Origin of the sequence: Micromonospora sp. NPDC051141, assembly GCF_044455765.1 — a bacterium.
In the GTDB taxonomy this organism is placed as follows: Bacteria; Actinomycetota; Actinomycetes; order Mycobacteriales; family Micromonosporaceae; genus Micromonospora.
Genome location: NZ_JBITFD010000001.1, coordinates 352,968 through 371,505, shown reverse-complemented (window position 1 = coordinate 371,505; position 18,538 = coordinate 352,968). Strand labels below are relative to the sequence as shown.

Here is an 18,538-nt window from a genome sequence, read left to right as displayed (position 1 = left end):
ATCGGGATCAGAGGTCCGGGGCATCTCAGGCGGTTCCGAGTTCGTCGTCGAGGAGGTGGAACAGTTCCTCGGCACTGGCGGAGCTGAGGTTGCCGTCACCCGCGGCGGGGTCGTCGGCGCCGCCGTCGGCGTACGTCCAGAGCGACAGCAGTTCGCGCAGCCGGACGGCGACGGCGGCGCGGTCGGTGTCGTCGTCGGCGATGGCGCGCATCGCGGTCTCCAGCTTGTTCAGCTCGCCGAGCACGGTCAGCGCGGAGGTGCTCCGCTCGGCGAGCAGCGCGCCGCGCAGGTGCGTGACCATCGCGGCGGTGGTGGGCCGGTCGTAGATCAGCGTGGACGGCAGGCGCAGCCCGGTGGCGGCGCTGAGCCGGTTGCGGAACTCGACCGCGGTCAGCGAGTCGAAGCCCAGCTCGACGAAGCCCTTATCCTCGTCCACGTCGCGGATCGAGGCGTAGCCGAGCACCGCCGCCGCGTGCGTGCGGACCAGGTCGGAGAGCACCCGGTCGCGGTCCGCCTCGGCGGTGGCGGCGAGCGTGTCGCGCAGCGCCGCCGCCGCGTCGCCGGCCGGGGCCGCGGCCGGTCCGGCGCCGGCGGTGGTACGGACCAGGCCGTGCAGCAGCCGGGGCAGCGCCGGGCCGAGCCGGCCGAGCACCGCGTGGTCCAGGCTGACCGGGGCGATCGCCGGTTCGTCGTGGCGCAGTCCCTCGCTGAACAGCGTCATGCCCTCGTCCGGGCCGAGCGGCCGGAAGCCGGCCCGGCTCATCCGCTGCTCGTCGACGTGGCCCTGCGGCCCGCCGGGCTCCGCCGGGTTGGCCCACGGCCCCCAGGCCATGGACGTGACGGCGAGGCCGCGCGCCCGGCGGTGGTGGGCGAGCCCGTCGAGGAAGGCGTTCGCGGCGGCGTGGTTGGCCTGGCCGGGCCCGCCGAACAGGCCGGCGGAGGAGGAGAACAGCACGAACGCGGCGAGGTCCAGCTTCTCGGTCAGCTCGTGCAGGTGCCAGGCGGCGTCCACCTTGGGCGTGAGGACGGTGTCGAACCGGGCCGGCGTGAGCGCGGGCAGCACGCCGTCGTCGAGGACGCCGGCGGCGTGCACCACGCCGACCAGCGGCCGGTCGGCGGGAATCTCGTCGAGCAGCACGGCGAGGGCGTCCCGGTCGCTGACGTCGACGGCGACGACCTGCGCGGCGGCGCCGAGCGCGGTCAGCTCGGCGACCAGGTCGGCCGCGCCGGGCGCGTCCGGGCCGCTGCGGCTGGCCAGCAGCAGGCGCGGCACGCCGTGCCGGGTGACCAGGTGCCGGGCGACGAGGCGGCCGAGCGCGCCGGTGGCGCCGGTGACCAGCACGGTGCCGGCGGACAGCTCCGGTTCGGGCCGCTCCGGCGGTGGGCCGAGGCGAACCAGCCGGGGTACCCGGAGCTGGCCGGCGCGCAGCGCGAGCTGCGGTTCGCCGGTGCCGAGCGCGGCCGGCAGCGCCACCGGGGAGCGGGGGTCGTCGTCGAGGTCGAGCAGCACGAACCGGCCCGGGTTCTCCGACTGCGCGGAGCGGATCAGGCCCCACGCGGCGGCGGCCGGCAGGTCGGTGGGGCGGTCGCCGGGTTCGGCGCGGACCGCGTTGCGGGTGACCACGACCAGCGGGATGTCGGCGAGCGGATCGCGGGTGAGCCAGTCCTGCGCCAGCGCCAGCGTCTCGTGGGTGAGCAGGTGCGCGGCGCGGGCCGGGTCGGGTTCGTCGGCGCGCTGCCCGGTGACGGTGGCGACGACCGCGTCGGGCCGGGCCGCGCCGCCGGTCACGGCCGCGACCAGCCCGTCCAGGTCCGGGTACGCCTCGACGCCGGGCCACTCGTCGGCGTCGCCGAGCACGGCGAGGCGGGACGGGCGGCGGTCGCCCGGTTCGGGGCTGATCCAGTCGAGGCGGTGCAGGGACCGGGCGGCGGCGCGGCGGGTGGTGTCGAGCTGGTCGGTGCTGATCGGGCGCAGCACGAGCGCGTCGAGGGAGGCGACCGGCACGCCGCCGGTGTCGGTGACGGTGGCGGCGACCGCGCCGTCGGTGGGGGTGAGCCGGACCCGCAGTTCCCGGGCCCGGGTGGGCTGGATCGCGAGCCCGGTCCAGGAGAACGGCAGCCCGGGTGCCGTGGTCGGCGTGGTCGCGGCGTCTGCGGCCGGCGCGGTCGTGGTGGCGCGGTGCAGCGCGTCGGCGCCGATGGTGTGCAGCGCGGCGTCGAGCAGCGCCGGGTGCAGCGTGAACGGGTCGGCGGGGGCGTCGGTGTCGAGCGCCACCTCGGCGAGGAGGTCGTCGCCGCTGCGCCAGGCGGCGCGCAGCGCCTGGAACGTCGGGCCGTAGCCGTAGCCCTGCGTGGTGAGGTGCGGGTAGAGCGCGTCCAGCGGGATCGGTTCGGCGTCGGCGGGCGGCCACGCCCCGCCGGCGGCCACGGTGACCGGGCGGGTGGGGGCGAGTAGGCCGGTGGCGTGGCGCTGCCAGGTGCGGCCGGCGCCCGGGGTGTCGCCGTCGTCGAGGTGGGAGTGGATGGTGACCGGCCGGCAGCCGTCGTCGTCGACGGCGCCGACGCGGACCCGCAGGTCGACGCCGCCGGTGGGCGGGACGACGAGCGGCGCTTCCAGGACCAGTTCGGTGACGTGGGCGGTGTCGACGGCGCGTCCGCTCCAGGACGCCAGCTCCACCAGTGCGGTGCCGGGGAGCAGGACGGTGCCGAGCACGGCGTGGTCGGCCAGCCAGGGGTGGGTGGCCAGGGTGAGCCGGCCGGTGAACAGCAGGCCCTCGTCGCCGGGCAGGTCGGCCACGGCGTGCAGCAGCGGGTGGTCGACCGCGTCGAGGCCGGCGGCGGGCAGCCCGACCGGGCCGGAGCCGCCGCGCGCCAGCCAGTAGCGGTCCCGCGCGAACGGGTAGGTGGGCAGGTCGACGGTGGTCGCGGGGGCGAGGACGCGGGTCAGGTCGACGGGCAGGCCGATTGTGTGGGCGACCGCGAGGCTGGTCAGCAGCCGGGTCGGATCGTCGTCGCCACGGCGCAGCGTGGACAGGGTGTGTCCGGTGGTGTCGGTGTCGTCGAGGATCGCCGTCACCGGCATCGCGAGTACCGGATGCGCCGAGACTTCCACGAACGTGCGGTGCCCGGCCCCGATGGCGGTCCGCACCGCCTGCTCGAACCGCACCGGCTGCCGCAGATTCGTGAACCAGTACCCGCCGTCCATACCCTGCGGGTCGGCCCAGTCCCCCGTCACCGTCGACACCATCCGAACCTGACCCGCCTGCGGGTCCAGCCCCGCCAGGTCCGCGAGCATCCGCTCCCGGATCCGCTCCACCACCGGGTTGTGCGAGGCGTAGTTGAACGGCACCGGCTTCGCCCGCACCCCCTCGCCCTCCCACCGCTGACGCAACTCCGCCAACGTGTCCGGCGGACCCGACACCACCACATGACCCGGACCGTTGAACACCGCCACCACCGTGCCGGGCACACCCTCGATCCGCGCCTGCACCTCATCGGCAGGCAGATCCACCGCCAACATCCCGCCCGAACCCGCCAACGCGGCCAGCGACCGGGCCCGCAGAATCACCGCCTTCGCCGCATCATCGAGCGACAGCACCCCGGCCACACACGCAGCCGCCATCTCACCCTGCGAATGACCGATCACCAACGACGGCTCAACCCCCGCCGCCCGCCACACCTCCACCAAACACACACCGACCGCGAACAACACCGGCTGCAAGATCTCGACCCGGTCCAGCCAGGCGTCGTCGTCACCGGTCAACACCGACATCAGATCCACGTCCAGGAACGGCGCGAACGCCCGCTGACACTCCGCCAACCGCGCGTCGAACGGCCCACACCGACCCACCAGACCAGCCGCCATCCGCACCGACTGACCACCCTGACCCGGAAACACGAACACCGGACCCGGCCCGTGCTCGACGCTGGCGCCGGTCACGACATTCGCCGCCGGCGCACCGGACGCCAGCGCGTCCAGGCCGGCGAGCAGGTCGTCGCGGTCGGCGCCCACGATCGCGGCACGCTGGTCGAGCATGGCGCGGGTGGTGGCGAGGGACCAGGCCACCGCCGCGGGCGGCTGGTCCGGGTGCGTACGGACGTGCCGGGCGAGGCGTTCCGCCTGGCTGGTCAGTGCGGCGGTCGAGCGGGCGGACAGCGGCCAGAGCACCGCGTCGGTCCGGACCAGCGCGGACGCGGGCGCGTCGGGCTGCCCGGTGAGCACGTGCGCGTCGGCCTGTTCGATGACCACGTGGGCGTTGGTGCCGGAGATGCCGAACGACGACACCGCCGCCCGACGCGGCCGGTCCACCGCCGGCCACTCCCGCGCCTCGGTCACCAACTCCACCGCACCGGCCGACCAGTCGATGTGCGGCGACGGCTCGTCCACGTGCAGCGTGGCCGGCACGGTCGCGTGGCGCATCGCGAGAATCATCTTGATCACACCGGCCACGCCGGCGGCGGCCTGCGCGTGGCCCATGTTGGACTTGATCGAGCCGAGCAGCAGCGGCGTCTTTCGCTCCTGCCCGTACGTGGCCAGCAACGCCTGCGCCTCGATCGGGTCACCAAGCGTGGTGCCGGTGCCGTGCGCCTCCACCACGTCCACGTCCGACGTGGACAGCCCCGCGTCCGCCAACGCGGCCCGGATGACCCGTTGCTGCGACGGACCGTTCGGCGCGGTCAGCCCGTTCGACGCGCCGTCGGAGTTGACGGCCGAGCCACGGACCAACGCGAGCACCCGGTGGCCGTGCCGGCGGGCGTCGGAGAGCCGTTCCACGAGCAGCATGCCGACGCCCTCGGACCAGCCGGTGCCGTCGGCGGCGGCGGCGAACGACTTGCACCGCCCGTCGCCGGCCAGCCCGCCCTGGCGGGAGAACTCGGCGAACGTGTCCGGGGTGGCCATCACGGCGACGCCGCCGGCCAGCGCCAGGTCGCACTCGCCCCGGCGCAGCGACTCCCCGGCCAGGTGCAGCGCGACAAGCGACGACGAGCAGGCGGTGTCCACGGTGACGGCCGGCCCTTCGAGCCCGAGCGTGTACGCGACCCGCCCGGAGATGACGCTGTGCGCCCCACCGGTCATCAGGTAGCCCTCGGTGCCCTCCGGCACCTCGGTCAGCCCGGTGCCGTAGCCGGAGGTGGACGCGCCGACAAACACCCCGGTACGGCTGCCGGACAGGCCGGTCGGGTCCACGCCGGCCCGTTCCAGGACCTCCCAGGCGGCCTCCAGGGTGAGCCGCTGCTGCGGGTCCATGGCGAGCGCCTCGCGCGGGGAGATGCCGAAGAACGCCGGGTCGAAGCCGGTCGCCTCGGGCAGGAACCCGCCGGCCGGCGTGTAGCCGCTGTCCGGCGCCGGCACCGCCCAGCCCCGGTCGGTGGGGAAGCCGCCGATCGCGTCGACGCCGTCGGCGACGAGACGCCACAGCTCCTCCGGGCCGTCCACGCCGCCCGGGTAACGGCAGGCCATGCCGACCACCGCGATCGGCTCGTCCGTCCCGGCGGTGACGGTCGGCGCGGCCGGCGCGGTGGTGTCCGCGCCGAACGCGGTGACCCGCAGGTGCCGGGCCAGCTCGGCCGGGGTGGGGTGGTCGAAGACCAGGGTGGACGGCAGCCGCAGGCCGGTGGCCTCGTTCAGCCGGGTCCGCAGGTCCACCGCGGTCAGCGAGTCGAAGCCGAGATCCTTGAACGGTCGGCCGCGCAGGTCGTCGGCGGTGGCGTGGCCGAGGACCCGGGCGGTCTGCTCGTCGACCAGCCGCAGCAGCTCCCGCTCCTGCTCGGCCTCGGGCCGGCCGGCCAGGTGGCGCAGCGCCTCGGTGACGCCGGCCGGCGCGGCGGCGTCCCGGGCCGCCTCGGCCTCGGCCAACGCGCGGACCTGCGGCAGGTCGGACAGCAGCGGGCTGGGCCGGGTGAGCGTGAACGCCGGGTGGAAGCGGCTCCAGTCGACGTCGGCGACCGTGACGCCGGCGGTGGGCCGGTCCAGCGCCCGGTCCAGCGCCACCAGGGCCCGCGCCGGGTCGATGGTGGGCAGACCCATCCGGTGCAGTTGCTCGGTGGCGGTGTTCTTCGCGGCCATGCCGTCGGCGCCGCCCCACGCGGTCCACGCGACGGCGGTGGCGGTGAGGCCCCGGTCGCGACGGTGCACCGCGAGCGCGTCGAGCAGCGAGTTGCCCGCGCCGTACGCGCACTGCCCGGCGCTGCCCCAGGTGCCGGAGACGGAGGAGAAGAGCAGGAACGCGGCCAGCGGCCGGTCGGCGAGGCACTCGTCGAGGTGCAGCGCGCCGAGCACCTTGCCGGCGACGACGTGCGCGAACTCGTCGAGCGTGGTGCCGGTCAGCGGGGTGAGCTGGTCGGTGCCGGCGGCGTGCACCACCGCGGTCAGGTCGGGCAGCGAGTCGAGCAGCGCGGCGACCGCCGTACGGTCGGTCATGTCGCAGGCGGCGGCGGTGACCCGGCCGTCGGCGCCGTGCTCGGCGAGCAGCGGGGCCAGGCCGGGGGTGTCGGCGCCGCGCCGGCCGGCCAGCACGACCCGCCGGGCGCCGCGCTCCAGCAGCCAGCGGGTGACGTGTCCGCCGAGCGCGCCGGTGCCGCCGGTGACCAGGACGGTCGCGTCGGTCCAGCGGTCGCCGGCCGGCTGCTCCGGCGCGGGGGCGGGGACGAGCCGCCGGCCCCAGACGCCGCCGGCGCGGACCGCGACCTGGTCCTCGCCGCTGCCGCCGGCGAGCACGGCGGCGAGGCGGCGGCGGACCGCGTCGTCGGGCGTGGCCGGCAGGTCGATCAGGCCGCCCCACCGGTGCGGCTGTTCCACGGCGGCGGCCCGGCCGAGACCCCAGACCAGGTTCTGTACCGGGTCGGTGAGCCGGTCGGCGGGTCCGGCCTTGACCGCGCCGTTGGTCAGGCACCAGACGGGCGCGGGAACGTCGAGGTCGGTCAGCGCCTGGAGCAGCACCAGCGTGGTGGCGGCGGCGACGCTGACGCCGGGGTGCTCGGGCAGCAGCCGGTCCTGGCCGGCGACCAGGTGCAGCACGCCGGCCACCGGCGCGTCACCGAGCGCGGCGCGCAGCCGGTCGGCGAGCGCCGTACGGTCCAGGTCGTCGGCGCCGAGGCGCAGCACTGTCGCGTCGTCGACGAGCGCGGGCAGGTCGTCGGCCCAGCCGGGAGCGGTGCCGCCCTTCTGGTCGCGACTGCGGGGCTCCGCTGCGCTGCTCTCCTCGCGCTCTCGCGCGTCCGCGGGCAGCAGCACCAGCCAGCGGCCCGTCGGCCGGTCACCCTCGGCGACCGCTACCGGTTGCCACTGCACCTGGTACGACCAGCCGTCCACCAGGGACCGGTCGTGCCGGCCGCGACGCCAGGCGGAGAGCACCGGCAACGCGGGTCGCAGCGTCTCCACCGGGTCACCGCCGGCGTCGGCGCCGAACTGGTCGCGCAGCGCGTCGACGTCGGCGCGTTCCACGGCGGCCCAGAACTCGGCGTCCGCGCCGCTTGCCTCGACGGCGGGCGCGGCGGCCGGCGGCTCGGGCCAGAACCGCTGGCGGTGGAACGCGTACCCGGGCAGCCGGACCCGGTGCGGGTCGGCGCCGGCGAACAGCTCCCGCCAGCCGACCGGGACGCCGGCGACGTGCAGTTCGGCGAGCGCGGTGAGCAACGCCTCCGGTTCCGGGCGGTCGCGGCGCAGCAGCGCCACGGCGGTGGCGTCCGGGCCGGTCAGCTCCCGGGTCAGCGCGGTCAGCACGCCGCTCGGCCCGACCTCCAGGAAGGTGCCGGCGCCGAGCGCGCGCAGCCGGGTCACGCCGTCGGCGAAGCGGACCGTCTCCCGGACGTGCCGCACCCAGTACGCGGGGGTGCGGATCTCGTCCGGGTCGACCGGCTCGCCGGTCAGGTTGGACACGATCGGCAGCGTCGGCGCGTGCCGCTCCAGCCGTTCGACCACGGCGGCGAACGCGGCGAGCATCGGCTCCATCAGCGGGCTGTGGAACGCGTGGCTGACGGTCAGGCGCTTGGTGCGTACGCCCTGGGTGGCGGCGCGGCGCTCGACGTCGGCGATCGCGTCGGCGGCGCCGGAGACCACGACGGCGGCCGGCCCGTTGACGGCGGCGACGCCGATCGGCCCGTCCACGTCGGTGAGGAGCGCCTCGACGTCGGCGGGCGCGGCGGCCACGGAGAGCATCGCGCCGCCGGCCGGCAGTTCCTGCATGAGCCGGCCGCGCGCGGCCACCAGCGTGGCGGCGTCGGCGAGGCTGAACACGCCGGCCACGTGCGCGGCGACCACCTCGCCGACGGAGTGGCCGGCGAGCAGGTCCGGCCGTACGCCCCACGAGTCCAGCAGCCGGCACAGCGCCACCTCGACGGCGAAGAGCGCGGCCTGGGTGTACTCGGTCCGGTCGAGCAGCGCGGCGTCGGCGGTGCCGGGTTCGGCGGCGAGGATCGGCCCGAGCGGGCGGGGCAGGTGCCTGTCGAGTTCGCGGCAGACCTCGGTGAGCGCGTCCGCGTAGGCGGGGAACGCGGCGGCCAGTTCCCGACCCATCCCGGCGCGCTGCGCGCCCTGCCCGCTGAACAGGAACGCCACCTGCCCGCCGCGTGGGCCGGCGCCGGTGACCAGGCCGGACGCGGTGTCACCGGCGGCCAGGGCACGCAGGGAAGCGCGCAGCGCGTCGCGGTCCGGCGCGAGGACCACGGCCCGGTGGTCGAGCGCGCCCCGGGTGGTGACCGACGACCAGCCGATGTCGGTGACGGGGGCGTCGTCGGTGGCGAGCCAGTCGGCCCAGCGGGCGGCCTGGGCGGCCAGCCCGGCGGCGTCGCGGGCGGAGAGCAGCACCGGCGCCAGGCCGGCGGCCACCACCGGCGCCGGACCGGCCACCGACGCGGCGGCCGTCGACGCGACGGCGGCGGCCGGCGTGGCAGCGGCCGTCTGCGAGGCGGCGGCGCCCGACGTGACGGCGGCGCCCGACGTGCCAGCGGCGGCGGCCGGGGTCGCCGGGGCGGCGGTGGCCGGCTCCGGCGGCGGTGGGGCCTCCTCGACGATCACGTGGGCGTTGGTGCCGCTCATCCCGAACGAGGAGACACCGGCCCGGCGGGGCTGCTCCCCCGGCGGCCAGGGCAGCGGCTCGCTGAGCAGCGACACCGCGCCGGCGGACCAGTCGACGTGCGGGGTGGGCGCGTCCACGTGCAGCGTGGCGGGCAGCCGGTCGTGCCGCAGCGCCATCACCATCTTGATCACACCGGCGACGCCGGCGGCGGCCTGGGTGTGGCCGATGTTCGACTTCACCGACCCGAGTCGCAGCGGCCGGTCGGCCGGCCGGCCCTGCCCGTACGTGGCGAGCAGCGCGGTGGCCTCGATCGGGTCACCGAGGTTGGTGCCGGTGCCGTGCGCCTCCACGGCGTCGACCTGCTCCGGGGCGAGCCGGGCGCTGGCCAGCGCCTGGAGCACCACCCGCTGCTGGGAGGGGCCGTTGGGGGCGGTGAGCCCGTTGGACGCGCCGTCCTGGTTGACCGCGCTGCCCCGGATCACGGCGAGGACGGGATGGCCGTTGCGGCGGGCGTCGGAGAGCCGCTCCAGCAGCAGCACGCCGACGCCCTCGCCCCAGGCGGTCCCGTCGGCGGCGGCGGCGAACGCCTTGACCCGGCCGTCGGCTGCCAGCCCGCGCTGGCGGCTGAACCCGACGAACGCCGCCGGGGTGGACATGACGGTGGCGCCGCCGGCGAGCGCGAGCGTGCACTCGCCCTGCCGCAGTGCCTGGCCGGCGAGGTGCATCGCGACGAGCGACGACGAGCACGCGGTGTCGACGGAGACGGCCGGTCCCTCGATGCCCAGCACGTACGAGATGCGGCCGGAGACGACGCTGGCGGCGGTGCCGGTGAGCACGTACCCCTCGACGCCCGGCGGGGGCGTCTGGAGCAGCGCCGCGTAGTCCTGACCGGTGGTGCTGGCGAACACGCCGACCTGGTGACCGCGCAGCGTCGCCGGGTCGATGCCGGCGTGCTCGAACGCCTCCCACGACGTCTCCAGCAGCAGCCGCTGCTGCGGGTCCATGCCCAGCGCCTCGCGGGGTGAGATGCCGAAGAAGCCGGCGTCGAACTCGGTGGCCGAGTCCAGGAAGCCGCCCTCACCGACGTAGGAGGTGCCGGGGTGGTCGGGGTCCGGGTGGATGAGCCGCTCCAGGTCCCACCCACGGTCGGTGGGGAACGCCGAGACCGCGTCGGTGCCGCTGTCGACCAGCCGCCACAGGTCCTCCGGGGAGCGCACCCCGCCGGGGAACCGGCAGCCGATGCCGACGACGGCGATGGGCTCGCGGTTCGCGGCCTCCAGCTCGCCGAGCTTCCGCCGGGTCTGGTGCAGGTCGGCGGTCATCCATTTCAGATATTCCCGGAGGGTGTCCTCAGTCGCCATCAGCGCCACCTTTTCGGGCCGGAACAACAGGCGACCCAATACCGTTCGGCGCGATCACGAATTGCGTTGACCAGCGCCCACCAGGTCTCACTTACGGTGAGGAAGGTAATTGCCTGGCCAGACGCGTCACAACCCCTAGCCCGCCCCTAGGGCCGCCCCTAGCAGGGACGCCGCCGCGAGGTGCGCAGGCTGGGCCGGTACGCCGCCGCGACCGACCCGGTCGGACCGGTCGCGGCGGCCTCCGCAAAGCCCCCGCGACCGGCGGGGCCGAGGCGCCCACAATGGCGCGCGAATTCGTTCAGAATTCGCCGCCCGGCCCGCCCAGCTCGCGGTGGATGAAATCGAACAGTTCGGCGTCGCTGGCGGCGTCGAGCGTGTCGGTCACCGGCGCCTCCGGCGCGGGAGCGCGCTCGTCGCCCCAGCGGGCGATGAACGCCTGCATCTGCACCAGCAGCTTCTGCCGGGTCAGCGGGTCCGGCGTGCCGGCGGTGAACAGGTCGTCCACCTTCTCCAGTTCGGTGAGCAGGCCGGTGGTGGCGGCGGCGCCGTCGGGCGCCAGCAGCGTCCGCAGGTGCCGGGCGAGCGCCAGCGGGGTCGGGTAGTCGAAGACCACACTGCCCGGCAGCGTGGCCCCGGTCGCGGCGCGCAGCCGGTTCCGCAGCTCGACCGCGGTCATCGAGTCGAATCCGACCTCGCGGAAGGCCCGGCCGGGGCCGAGGTCGGCGGCGTCCGGGAGACCGAGCACCGCCGCGGCCTGGCCGGCGACGAGGTCGACCAGGATCGCGTCGCGCTCCGCGTCGCCGAGCGGGCGGAGCCGGTCCCGCAGCGCCGCCGCGGCGGCGTCGTCCGCGGGCTGCTCGGCGTGCAGGCCGTGCAGCGCCTCGGCGGCCTCGGGCAGGTCGGCGAAGAGTGGCCGGTCCCGGACCGCCGCGACGGCCGGCACGAACCGGTCCCACCGCACGTCGGCGACGACGAGCCGGTCGCCGTTGACGACCGCCTGCCGGAGCGCGGCGACGGCCAGCTCCGGGTCCATGCCGGGCAGGCCGCTGCGGCCGAGCTGGGCCAGGTCGGTGTCGGTGAGGCCGTCCGCCCAGGGTCCGAACGCCACCGACGTCACCGGCAGCCCGGCGTGCTGCCAACCGGCGGCGAGGACGTGCAGCAGCGCGTCGCCGGCCGCCTGCCCGTAGCGCCCGCCGGAGCCCCACACGCCGGAGGTGGACGAGCAGACCACAAGCGCGCCGAGCGCGCGCTGTTCCGCCTCGTCGGCGTAGCGGGGCAGGTCACCGACGGTGGCGGTCAGGTCGGCGGCGAGGTCGGCCAGGGTGAGGTCGACAAGTGGCGCGGTGCCGGTGTCGGCCGGCACGTGCACCAGCCCGGTCACCGGCCGCCCGTCGGCGGCGAGCTGCGCCATCCGGTCGGCCAGCTTGCCGCCGGCCGTCTCGTCCAGCGGCACCACCGACGCGCCGGCCCGGTCGAGCCAGGCGGTGGTGTGCCGGGCGACCGGTCCGGCACCGCCGGTGAGCAGGACGCTGCCCTGCGGCGTCCAGCCGCCGCCCGTACCCGTGCCCGGGCCGGTGGCCCGGACCAGCCGGCGGACGAGCGGACCGGACCCGTGCACCGCGACCTGGTCCTCCCCCTCCCGGTTGGTCAGCGCGGCCAGCAGTCCGGCGGCGGCCTCGGCGGTCACCGTGCCGGGCAGGTCGACGAGTCCGCCGACGTGCCGGGGGTGTTCCAGCGCGGCGGCCAGGCCGAGACCCCAACTGGTGGCCTGCCACGGCCGGGTGGCGGGTTCGTCGTCGGTGGCGGCGGCCCCGGCGGTGGCGAGCCACAGCGGTGCGCCGCCGTCGCGGGCGACGTGCGCCTGGAGCAGCAGCAGGTTGGCCGCGAGCCCGGCCGGCAGGGCGTCCTGCCCGGGGTGCGGGGCCTCGTCGAGCGCGAGCAGCGACAGCAGCGCGGTGGGCCGGTGGTCGGCCTCGGCCCGGGCCAGGGCGTCGGCGAGGCCGTCCCGGTCCACGGTGGCCGGGTCGACGGTGAGCAGCCGTACGTCGGCGCCGCCGGCCCGCAGCGCGTCGGCGACCGTGTCGGCGGTCTCGCGGGGCGGCGCGACAAGCAGCCAGCGGCCCGGCTCGCCGCCGGTCAACGCGCGCCGGTGCCAGGTGACCCGGTAGCGCCAGCCGGCCAGCACGCCGTCCTGGCGGCGTCGGCGTCGCCACGCGTCGAGCTGGGGCAGCACGTCGCGCAGCGGCTGTCCGGTGTCGATGCCGAGCCGGTCGAGGTCGCCGTCGCCGACCGCCCGCCAGAACTCGCCGTCGTCCGCCGCCGCGCCACCGACCGGGGTGGTCAGCGTGGGCCAGTACCGCTGCGGCTGGAACGCGTACGTGGGCAGCTCGGGCAGGTCCCGGGCGGCGGGGCGGGGGCCGGCGAGCGGCGTCAGCAGCGCCGGCCAGTGCGGGTCCCGTCCGGCCGCGTAGCCGGTGGCGACCGCGGTGAGCAGGCTGGTGACCTCCGGTACGCCGGCACGCAGCGCGGCGACCGAGGTGGTGTCGTCGGGCAGCAGGTCGGCGTTCATCGGGGTCAGCACCGCGGTGGGCCCGAGTTCCAGGAACGTGTCCACGCCGGTGTCCCGCAGCGCGGCGACCCCGTCGGCGTACCGGACCGTCTCGCGCACGTGCCGCACCCAGTAGTCAGGCGTCCGCAGGTCGTCGCCGGACGCGAGCGCGCCGGTCAGGTTGGACACCACCGGCAGCAGCGGCGCGGCAAAGGTCAACCCGTCGAGCACGGTCCGGAACTCGGCCAGCATGGGCGCCATCAGCGGACTGTGGAACGCGTGGCTCACGGTGAGCCGGCGGGTGCGCACGCCCCGGTCCCGCCAGGCGCGCTCGATCTCGTCCAGCGCGTCGGTCGGGCCGGACACCACCACCGACGACGGGCCGTTGACCGCCGCGATCCCGACCTCCGGGTGCCCGGCGACCGACGCGGCCACCTCGACCTCGGGGGCAGCGACCGCCAGCATCCCGCCGCCGGCCGGCAGCGCCTGCATGAGCCGGCCGCGCGCGGCGACGAGCGCGCACGCGTCGGCCAGGGACAGCACACCCGCCACGTGGGCGGCGACGATCTCGCCGACCGAGTGGCCGCCGACGGCGTCCGGCACGATCCCGAACGACTCGACGAGGCGGAACAGCGCCACCTCGACCGCGAACAGTCCGGCCTGCGTGAACCGGGTCTGGTCCAGCAGGTCGCCGTCGTCGAACAGCACCGGCTTGAGCGGCTGCGGCAGCAGCGGGTCGAGGTGCCCGCACACCTCGTCCAGCGCGGCGGCGAACACCGGGAACGCCGCGTACAGCTCCCGGCCCGTGCCGGCGCGTTGCGCGCCCTGCCCGGCAAAGAGGAGCGCGGTCCGGCCGGTCCGTGCGGGCGCGGCCGGGACGAGCGCCGGGTGGGTGTCGCCGGCGGCGAGCGCGGTCAGCGCGGCCAGCCGGGTCGCCGGGTCGGCGGCGACCACGACGGCCCGGTGGGCCAGGTGGGCCCGGCCCTCCACCAGCGCCCAGGCGACCGCGCCGGGGTCGACAGCAGCCGGCGGACCGGCCGGTTCCGCCGGGTCGGCGCCGACCGGGTCGGCAGCGACCGGGTCGGCAGCGACCGGGTCGGCAGCGACCGGGTCGGCAGCGACCGGGTCGGTGAGCCGCCGGGCCAGCCGGTCGGCCTGGTCCCGCAGGCCGGCCGCGGTCGCGGCGCTGACCGGCCACGGCAGCGCCACGTCGGCGCGCGGCGCTTCGGTCGGGTCCGTGTTCGCCCGTCCCTGCCCGGTGTCGCTCACGTCCGGGGCGCGTCCCGCCCCGGCGGCATCGCCGGCGGTGGTCGGCGCCTCCTCCAGGATCACGTGGGCGTTGGTGCCGCTGATGCCGAACGACGAGACGCCGGCCCGGCGCGGGGCGCCACCGGGCGTCCACGGGCGGGCCTCGGTGAGCAGCGCCAGCGGGCCGGACGCCCAGTCCACGTGCGGGGTGGGCGCGTCGACGTGCAGCGTGGCCGGGAGCGTCGCGTGGCGCAGCGCCAGCACCATCTTGATCAGGCTGGCCGCGCCGGCGGCGGCCTGGGTGTGGCCCAGGTTCGACTTGACCGAGCCGAGCCAGAGCGGCCGGTCGGCCGGCCGGTCCGGCCCGTACGCGGCGGCGAGCGCCTGCGCCTCGATCGGGTCGCCGAGCGTGGTGCCGGTGCCGTGCGCCTCGATCGCGTCGATGTCGGCCGGGGCCAGGCCGGCGTTGGCCAGGGCGGCCCGGATGACGCGCTGCTGGGCGGGCCCGTTCGGGGCGGTCAGCCCGTTGGACGCGCCGTCCTGGTTGACCGCGCTGCCGCGCACCACGGCGAGGATCCGCCGACCGTCGCGTTCCGCGTCGGAGAGGCGTTGCAGCAGCAGCACGCCGACGCCCTCGCCCCAGCCGGTGCCGTCCGCGGCGGCGGCGAACGCCTTGACCCGGCCGTCCTCGGCGAGCCCGCGCTGCCGGGAGAACTCCAGGAACGCGCCGGGCGTGGACATCACGGTGACGCCGCCGGCCAGGGCCAGGTCGCACTCGCCGGAGCGCAGCGCCTGCGCGGCCAGGTGCAGCGCGACAAGCGACGACGAGCAGGCCGTGTCGACGGTGACGGCGGGTCCGTGCAGGCCGAACGCGTACGCCAGCCGGCCGGAGACCACCGACGCGCCGTTGCCGGTGGCCTGGTAGCCCTCCACCTCGGACCGGGCGCCGAGCAGCAACGTGGCGTAGTCCTGCCCGTTGGTGCCCATGAACACGCCGGTGGCGGAGCCACGTACCCGCTGCGGGTCCAGGCCGGCGTGCTCGAACGCCTCCCAGGTGGTGTGCAGCAGCAGCCGCTGCTGCGGGTCCATGGCGAGCGCCTCGCGCGGGTTGATGCCGAAGAACGCGGCGTCGAAGCCGGCCACGTCGGCCAGGAAGCCGCCGCTGCGGGTGTAGCTGGTGCCGACGCGTTCCGGGTCGCTGTCGAACAGGCCGTCGAGGTCCCAGCCCCGGTCGGTGGGCATCGGCGTGACCGCGTCCCCGCCGTCGGCGAGCAGCCGCCACAGTTCCTGCGGGGAGGACACCCCGCCGGGGAAGCGGCAGGCCATCGAGACGATGGCGATCGGTTCGTCGGCGGCCGGCCGGGTCACCCGGGCGGCCTCGGCCGGGGCGTCCGCGCCGGCCACCAGCTCGGTACGCAGGAAGCGCGCCAGCTCGGCCGCCGACGGGTGGTCGAAGACCACTGTCGAGGGCAGCGTGGCGCCGGTGGCCCGGCCCAGCCGGTCGCGCAGTTGCACGGCGGCCAGCGAGTCGAAGCCGAGTTCGCGAAACGCCCGGCCGGCGGGCACCTGGTCGGTGGAGGTGTGCCCGAGCACCGCGGCGGCTTCGGCGCGTACCAGGTCGAGCAGGAGCGTCTCCTGCCCGGCGGCCGGCAGCGTGGCCAGCCGGGCGCGGAGTCCGCCGTCGGCGGTTTCCGGCGGCGTCCGGTCGACGGCGACGGCCGGGGCGACCCGGTCGAAGAGGTGGCTGGGCCGCGCCGCGGTGTACGCGGCGACGAACCGGGACCAGTCCACGCCGGCGATCACCGGGGCCGGCTCGGGGGCGTTGACCCAGCGGCCCAGCGCGGCGACGGCGGCGGCGGGCGGCAGCGGGTCGAGGCCGCGCCGGCGCAGCCCGTCCGCGGTCTCCCCGGCGGCCATGCCGTCGGCGGCCCACGGCCCGTAGGCGAGGGCGGTGGCCGGTTGGCCGGCGGCGCGGCGGGCCGCGACCAGCGCGTCGAGCAGGGCGTTGCCGGCGGCGTAGCCGGCCTGCCCGCCGCCGCCCCACACGCCGGCGACGGAGGAGAACACCACGAACGCGTCCAGGTCGCGGCCGTGGCAGGCGGCGTCCAGGTGGATCGCGCCGAGCACCTTGCCGGACAGGGTGCCGGCCAGGGCGTCGGTGGTCAGGTCGGTCACGGCGGCGGGGTCGCCGGCGACGCCGGCGGTGTGCACGACCGCGGTCAACGCCGGCAGGTCGTCGACCAGGTCGGTGACGGCGACCGGGTCGCTGACGTCGCAGGCGACCACCCGTACCGCGCCGAGCGTGGCGGTCAGGTCGGCGGCGCCCGGGGCGTCCGGGCCGCGCCGGGAGGCCAGCACCACCTCGTCGGCGCCGTTGGCCAGCAGCCACCGGGCCACGTGCCGGCCGAGCGCGCCGGTGCCGCCGGTGACCAGCACGGTGCCGCGCGGCTGCCAGCCGCCGCGGGCCGGTGGCGTCGCCGGGAGGAGGCGTCGGGCGAGGACGCCGGTGCGGCGTACGGCCACCTGGTCGTGGCCGCCGTCGGCGAGCACCGCGACGAGCGCGGCGCGGGTGGTGCGGTCGGCGCGGCCGGGCAGGTCGATCAGGCCACCCCACCGGTCGGGCCGTTCCAGCGCCACGACCCGGCCGAGGCCCCAGGCGGCTGCGGCGCGGACGTCGCCGCCCCGGTCGCCGGAGGTCACGGGCAGCGCGGCCCGGCTGAGCGCCCACACCCGGCCGGGCAGGCCGGTGTCGGTGAGCGCCTGGACGAGCGTGAGCAGCGCGGCGGCGCCGGCCGGGACGGCGGGCGCGTCGGCGAGCGGCCGGTCCTGGCGGGGCAGGACGCAGAGCACGCCGGTCCAGCCCTGGTCGCCGAGCCGCCGCAGCCGCTCCCCCAGCTCGGACCGGTCGATGCCGGCGGGGACGGTGAGCGTGTCCACCTCGGCGCCGGCCGTGGCGAGCGTCTTCGCGACGCCCGCGTCGGCGCCGCCGCCCACGGTGGTGACCAGCCACCGGCCGGTCAGTCCGGACGCGACGGCGGGGCGCACCGGCTCCCACCCGATCCGGTACGCCGAGCCGGCGCCCCGGGTCCGCGCCCGACGCCAGTCGGCCAGCACCGGCAGCGCGGCGCTGAGCGCGTCGGCGGCGGTGTCGTCGCCGAGGTGCGCGGCGAGCGCGGCCGGGTCGCCGTGCTCGACGGCGGCCCAGAACTCGGCGTCCGGCCCGTCGGTCCGGGCGGGCGTGTCGGGCCAGAACCGCTGCCGTTGGAACGCGTACGTGGGCAGGTCGACGCGGGTGGCGCCGGTGCCGGCGAACCACGGCGTCCAGTCGACGCGCACCCCGTGCACGTGCAGGTCGGCCAGCGCGGCCAGCAGCGCCTGGCGCTCGTCGCGGTCGTGGCGCTGGGCGGCGACCGCCCGTACGCCGTCGGTCTGGTCGGGGATCAGCGCGGTGAGCACGCTGCGCGGGCCGATCTCCAGGAATGTGTCCGTGCCGGCGGCGCGCAGCGCGGTCACACCGTCGGCGAATCGCACCGCCTCCCGCACGTGCCGCATCCAGTAGTCGGGCGTGCGCAGGTCGTCGCCCGCCGCCAACGCGCCGGTCACGTTGGACACGACCGGCAGCAGCGGCGCGGCGAACGTCAGCCCCGCCAGCACTGAGTGGAATTCGGCCAGCATGGGTTCCATCAGCGGGCTGTGGAACGCGTGGCTGACGGTCAGCCGCCGGGTGCGTGCGCCGCGCTCCTGCCAGTGGCGCGTGAGCGCGTCGAGCGCGTCGAGCGGTCCGGACACCACGACCGCCGTCGGTCCGTTGACGGCCGCGATCCCGACCTCCGGGTGGTCCGCGATCGACGCGGCCACCTCGACCTCGGGGGCGGCGACCGCCAGCATCCCACCACCGGCCGGCAACGCCTGCATCAGGCGACCCCGCGCCGCGACCAGCGCGCACGCGTCCGGCAGCGACAACACACCCGCCACGTACGCGGCGGTCACCTCACCGATCGAGTGCCCACCCACGAAGTCCGGGATCACCCCGAACGACTCCACCAGCCGGAACAACGCCACCTCGACCGCGAACAACCCGGCCTGCGTGAACTGCGTCTGGTCCAGCAGGTCGCCGTCGCCGAACAGCACCGGCTTCAGCGGCTGCGGCAGCAACGGGTCCAGGTGCGCGCACACCTCGTCCAGCGCGGACGCGAACACACCGAACGCCTCGGACAACTCCCGGCCCATGCCGGCACGCTGCGCACCCTGCCCGGAGAACAGCACCGCCAGCCGATCCCGCCGCTCCCGAGCACCGACAACCACCGCACCGGACGACTCACCGGCCGCCATTGCCCGCAGCCCGGCCAGCAAACCGTCCCGGT

Annotated in this window: 2 protein-coding genes (1 of these 2 running past the window's edge); both read right to left on the bottom strand. The window is 76.8% G+C overall.

What is annotated here, in order from left to right:
* Positions 1-25: 25 nt before the first annotated feature.
* A complete protein-coding gene (locus ACIA6B_RS01415; protein ID WP_396769808.1) occupies positions 26-10,378 on the bottom strand; it encodes a type I polyketide synthase in 10,353 nt (3,450 codons plus the stop codon).
* A gap of 298 nt (positions 10,379-10,676) precedes the next feature.
* A protein-coding gene (locus ACIA6B_RS01410) for a type I polyketide synthase (protein WP_396769806.1) crosses the window boundary here: on the bottom strand, positions 10,677-18,538 show its 3' portion. Its footprint extends 21,808 nt past the window's final position; only the last 7,862 of its 29,670 coding nucleotides appear in the window; the start codon falls outside the window, past its right edge; its stop codon occupies positions 10,677-10,679.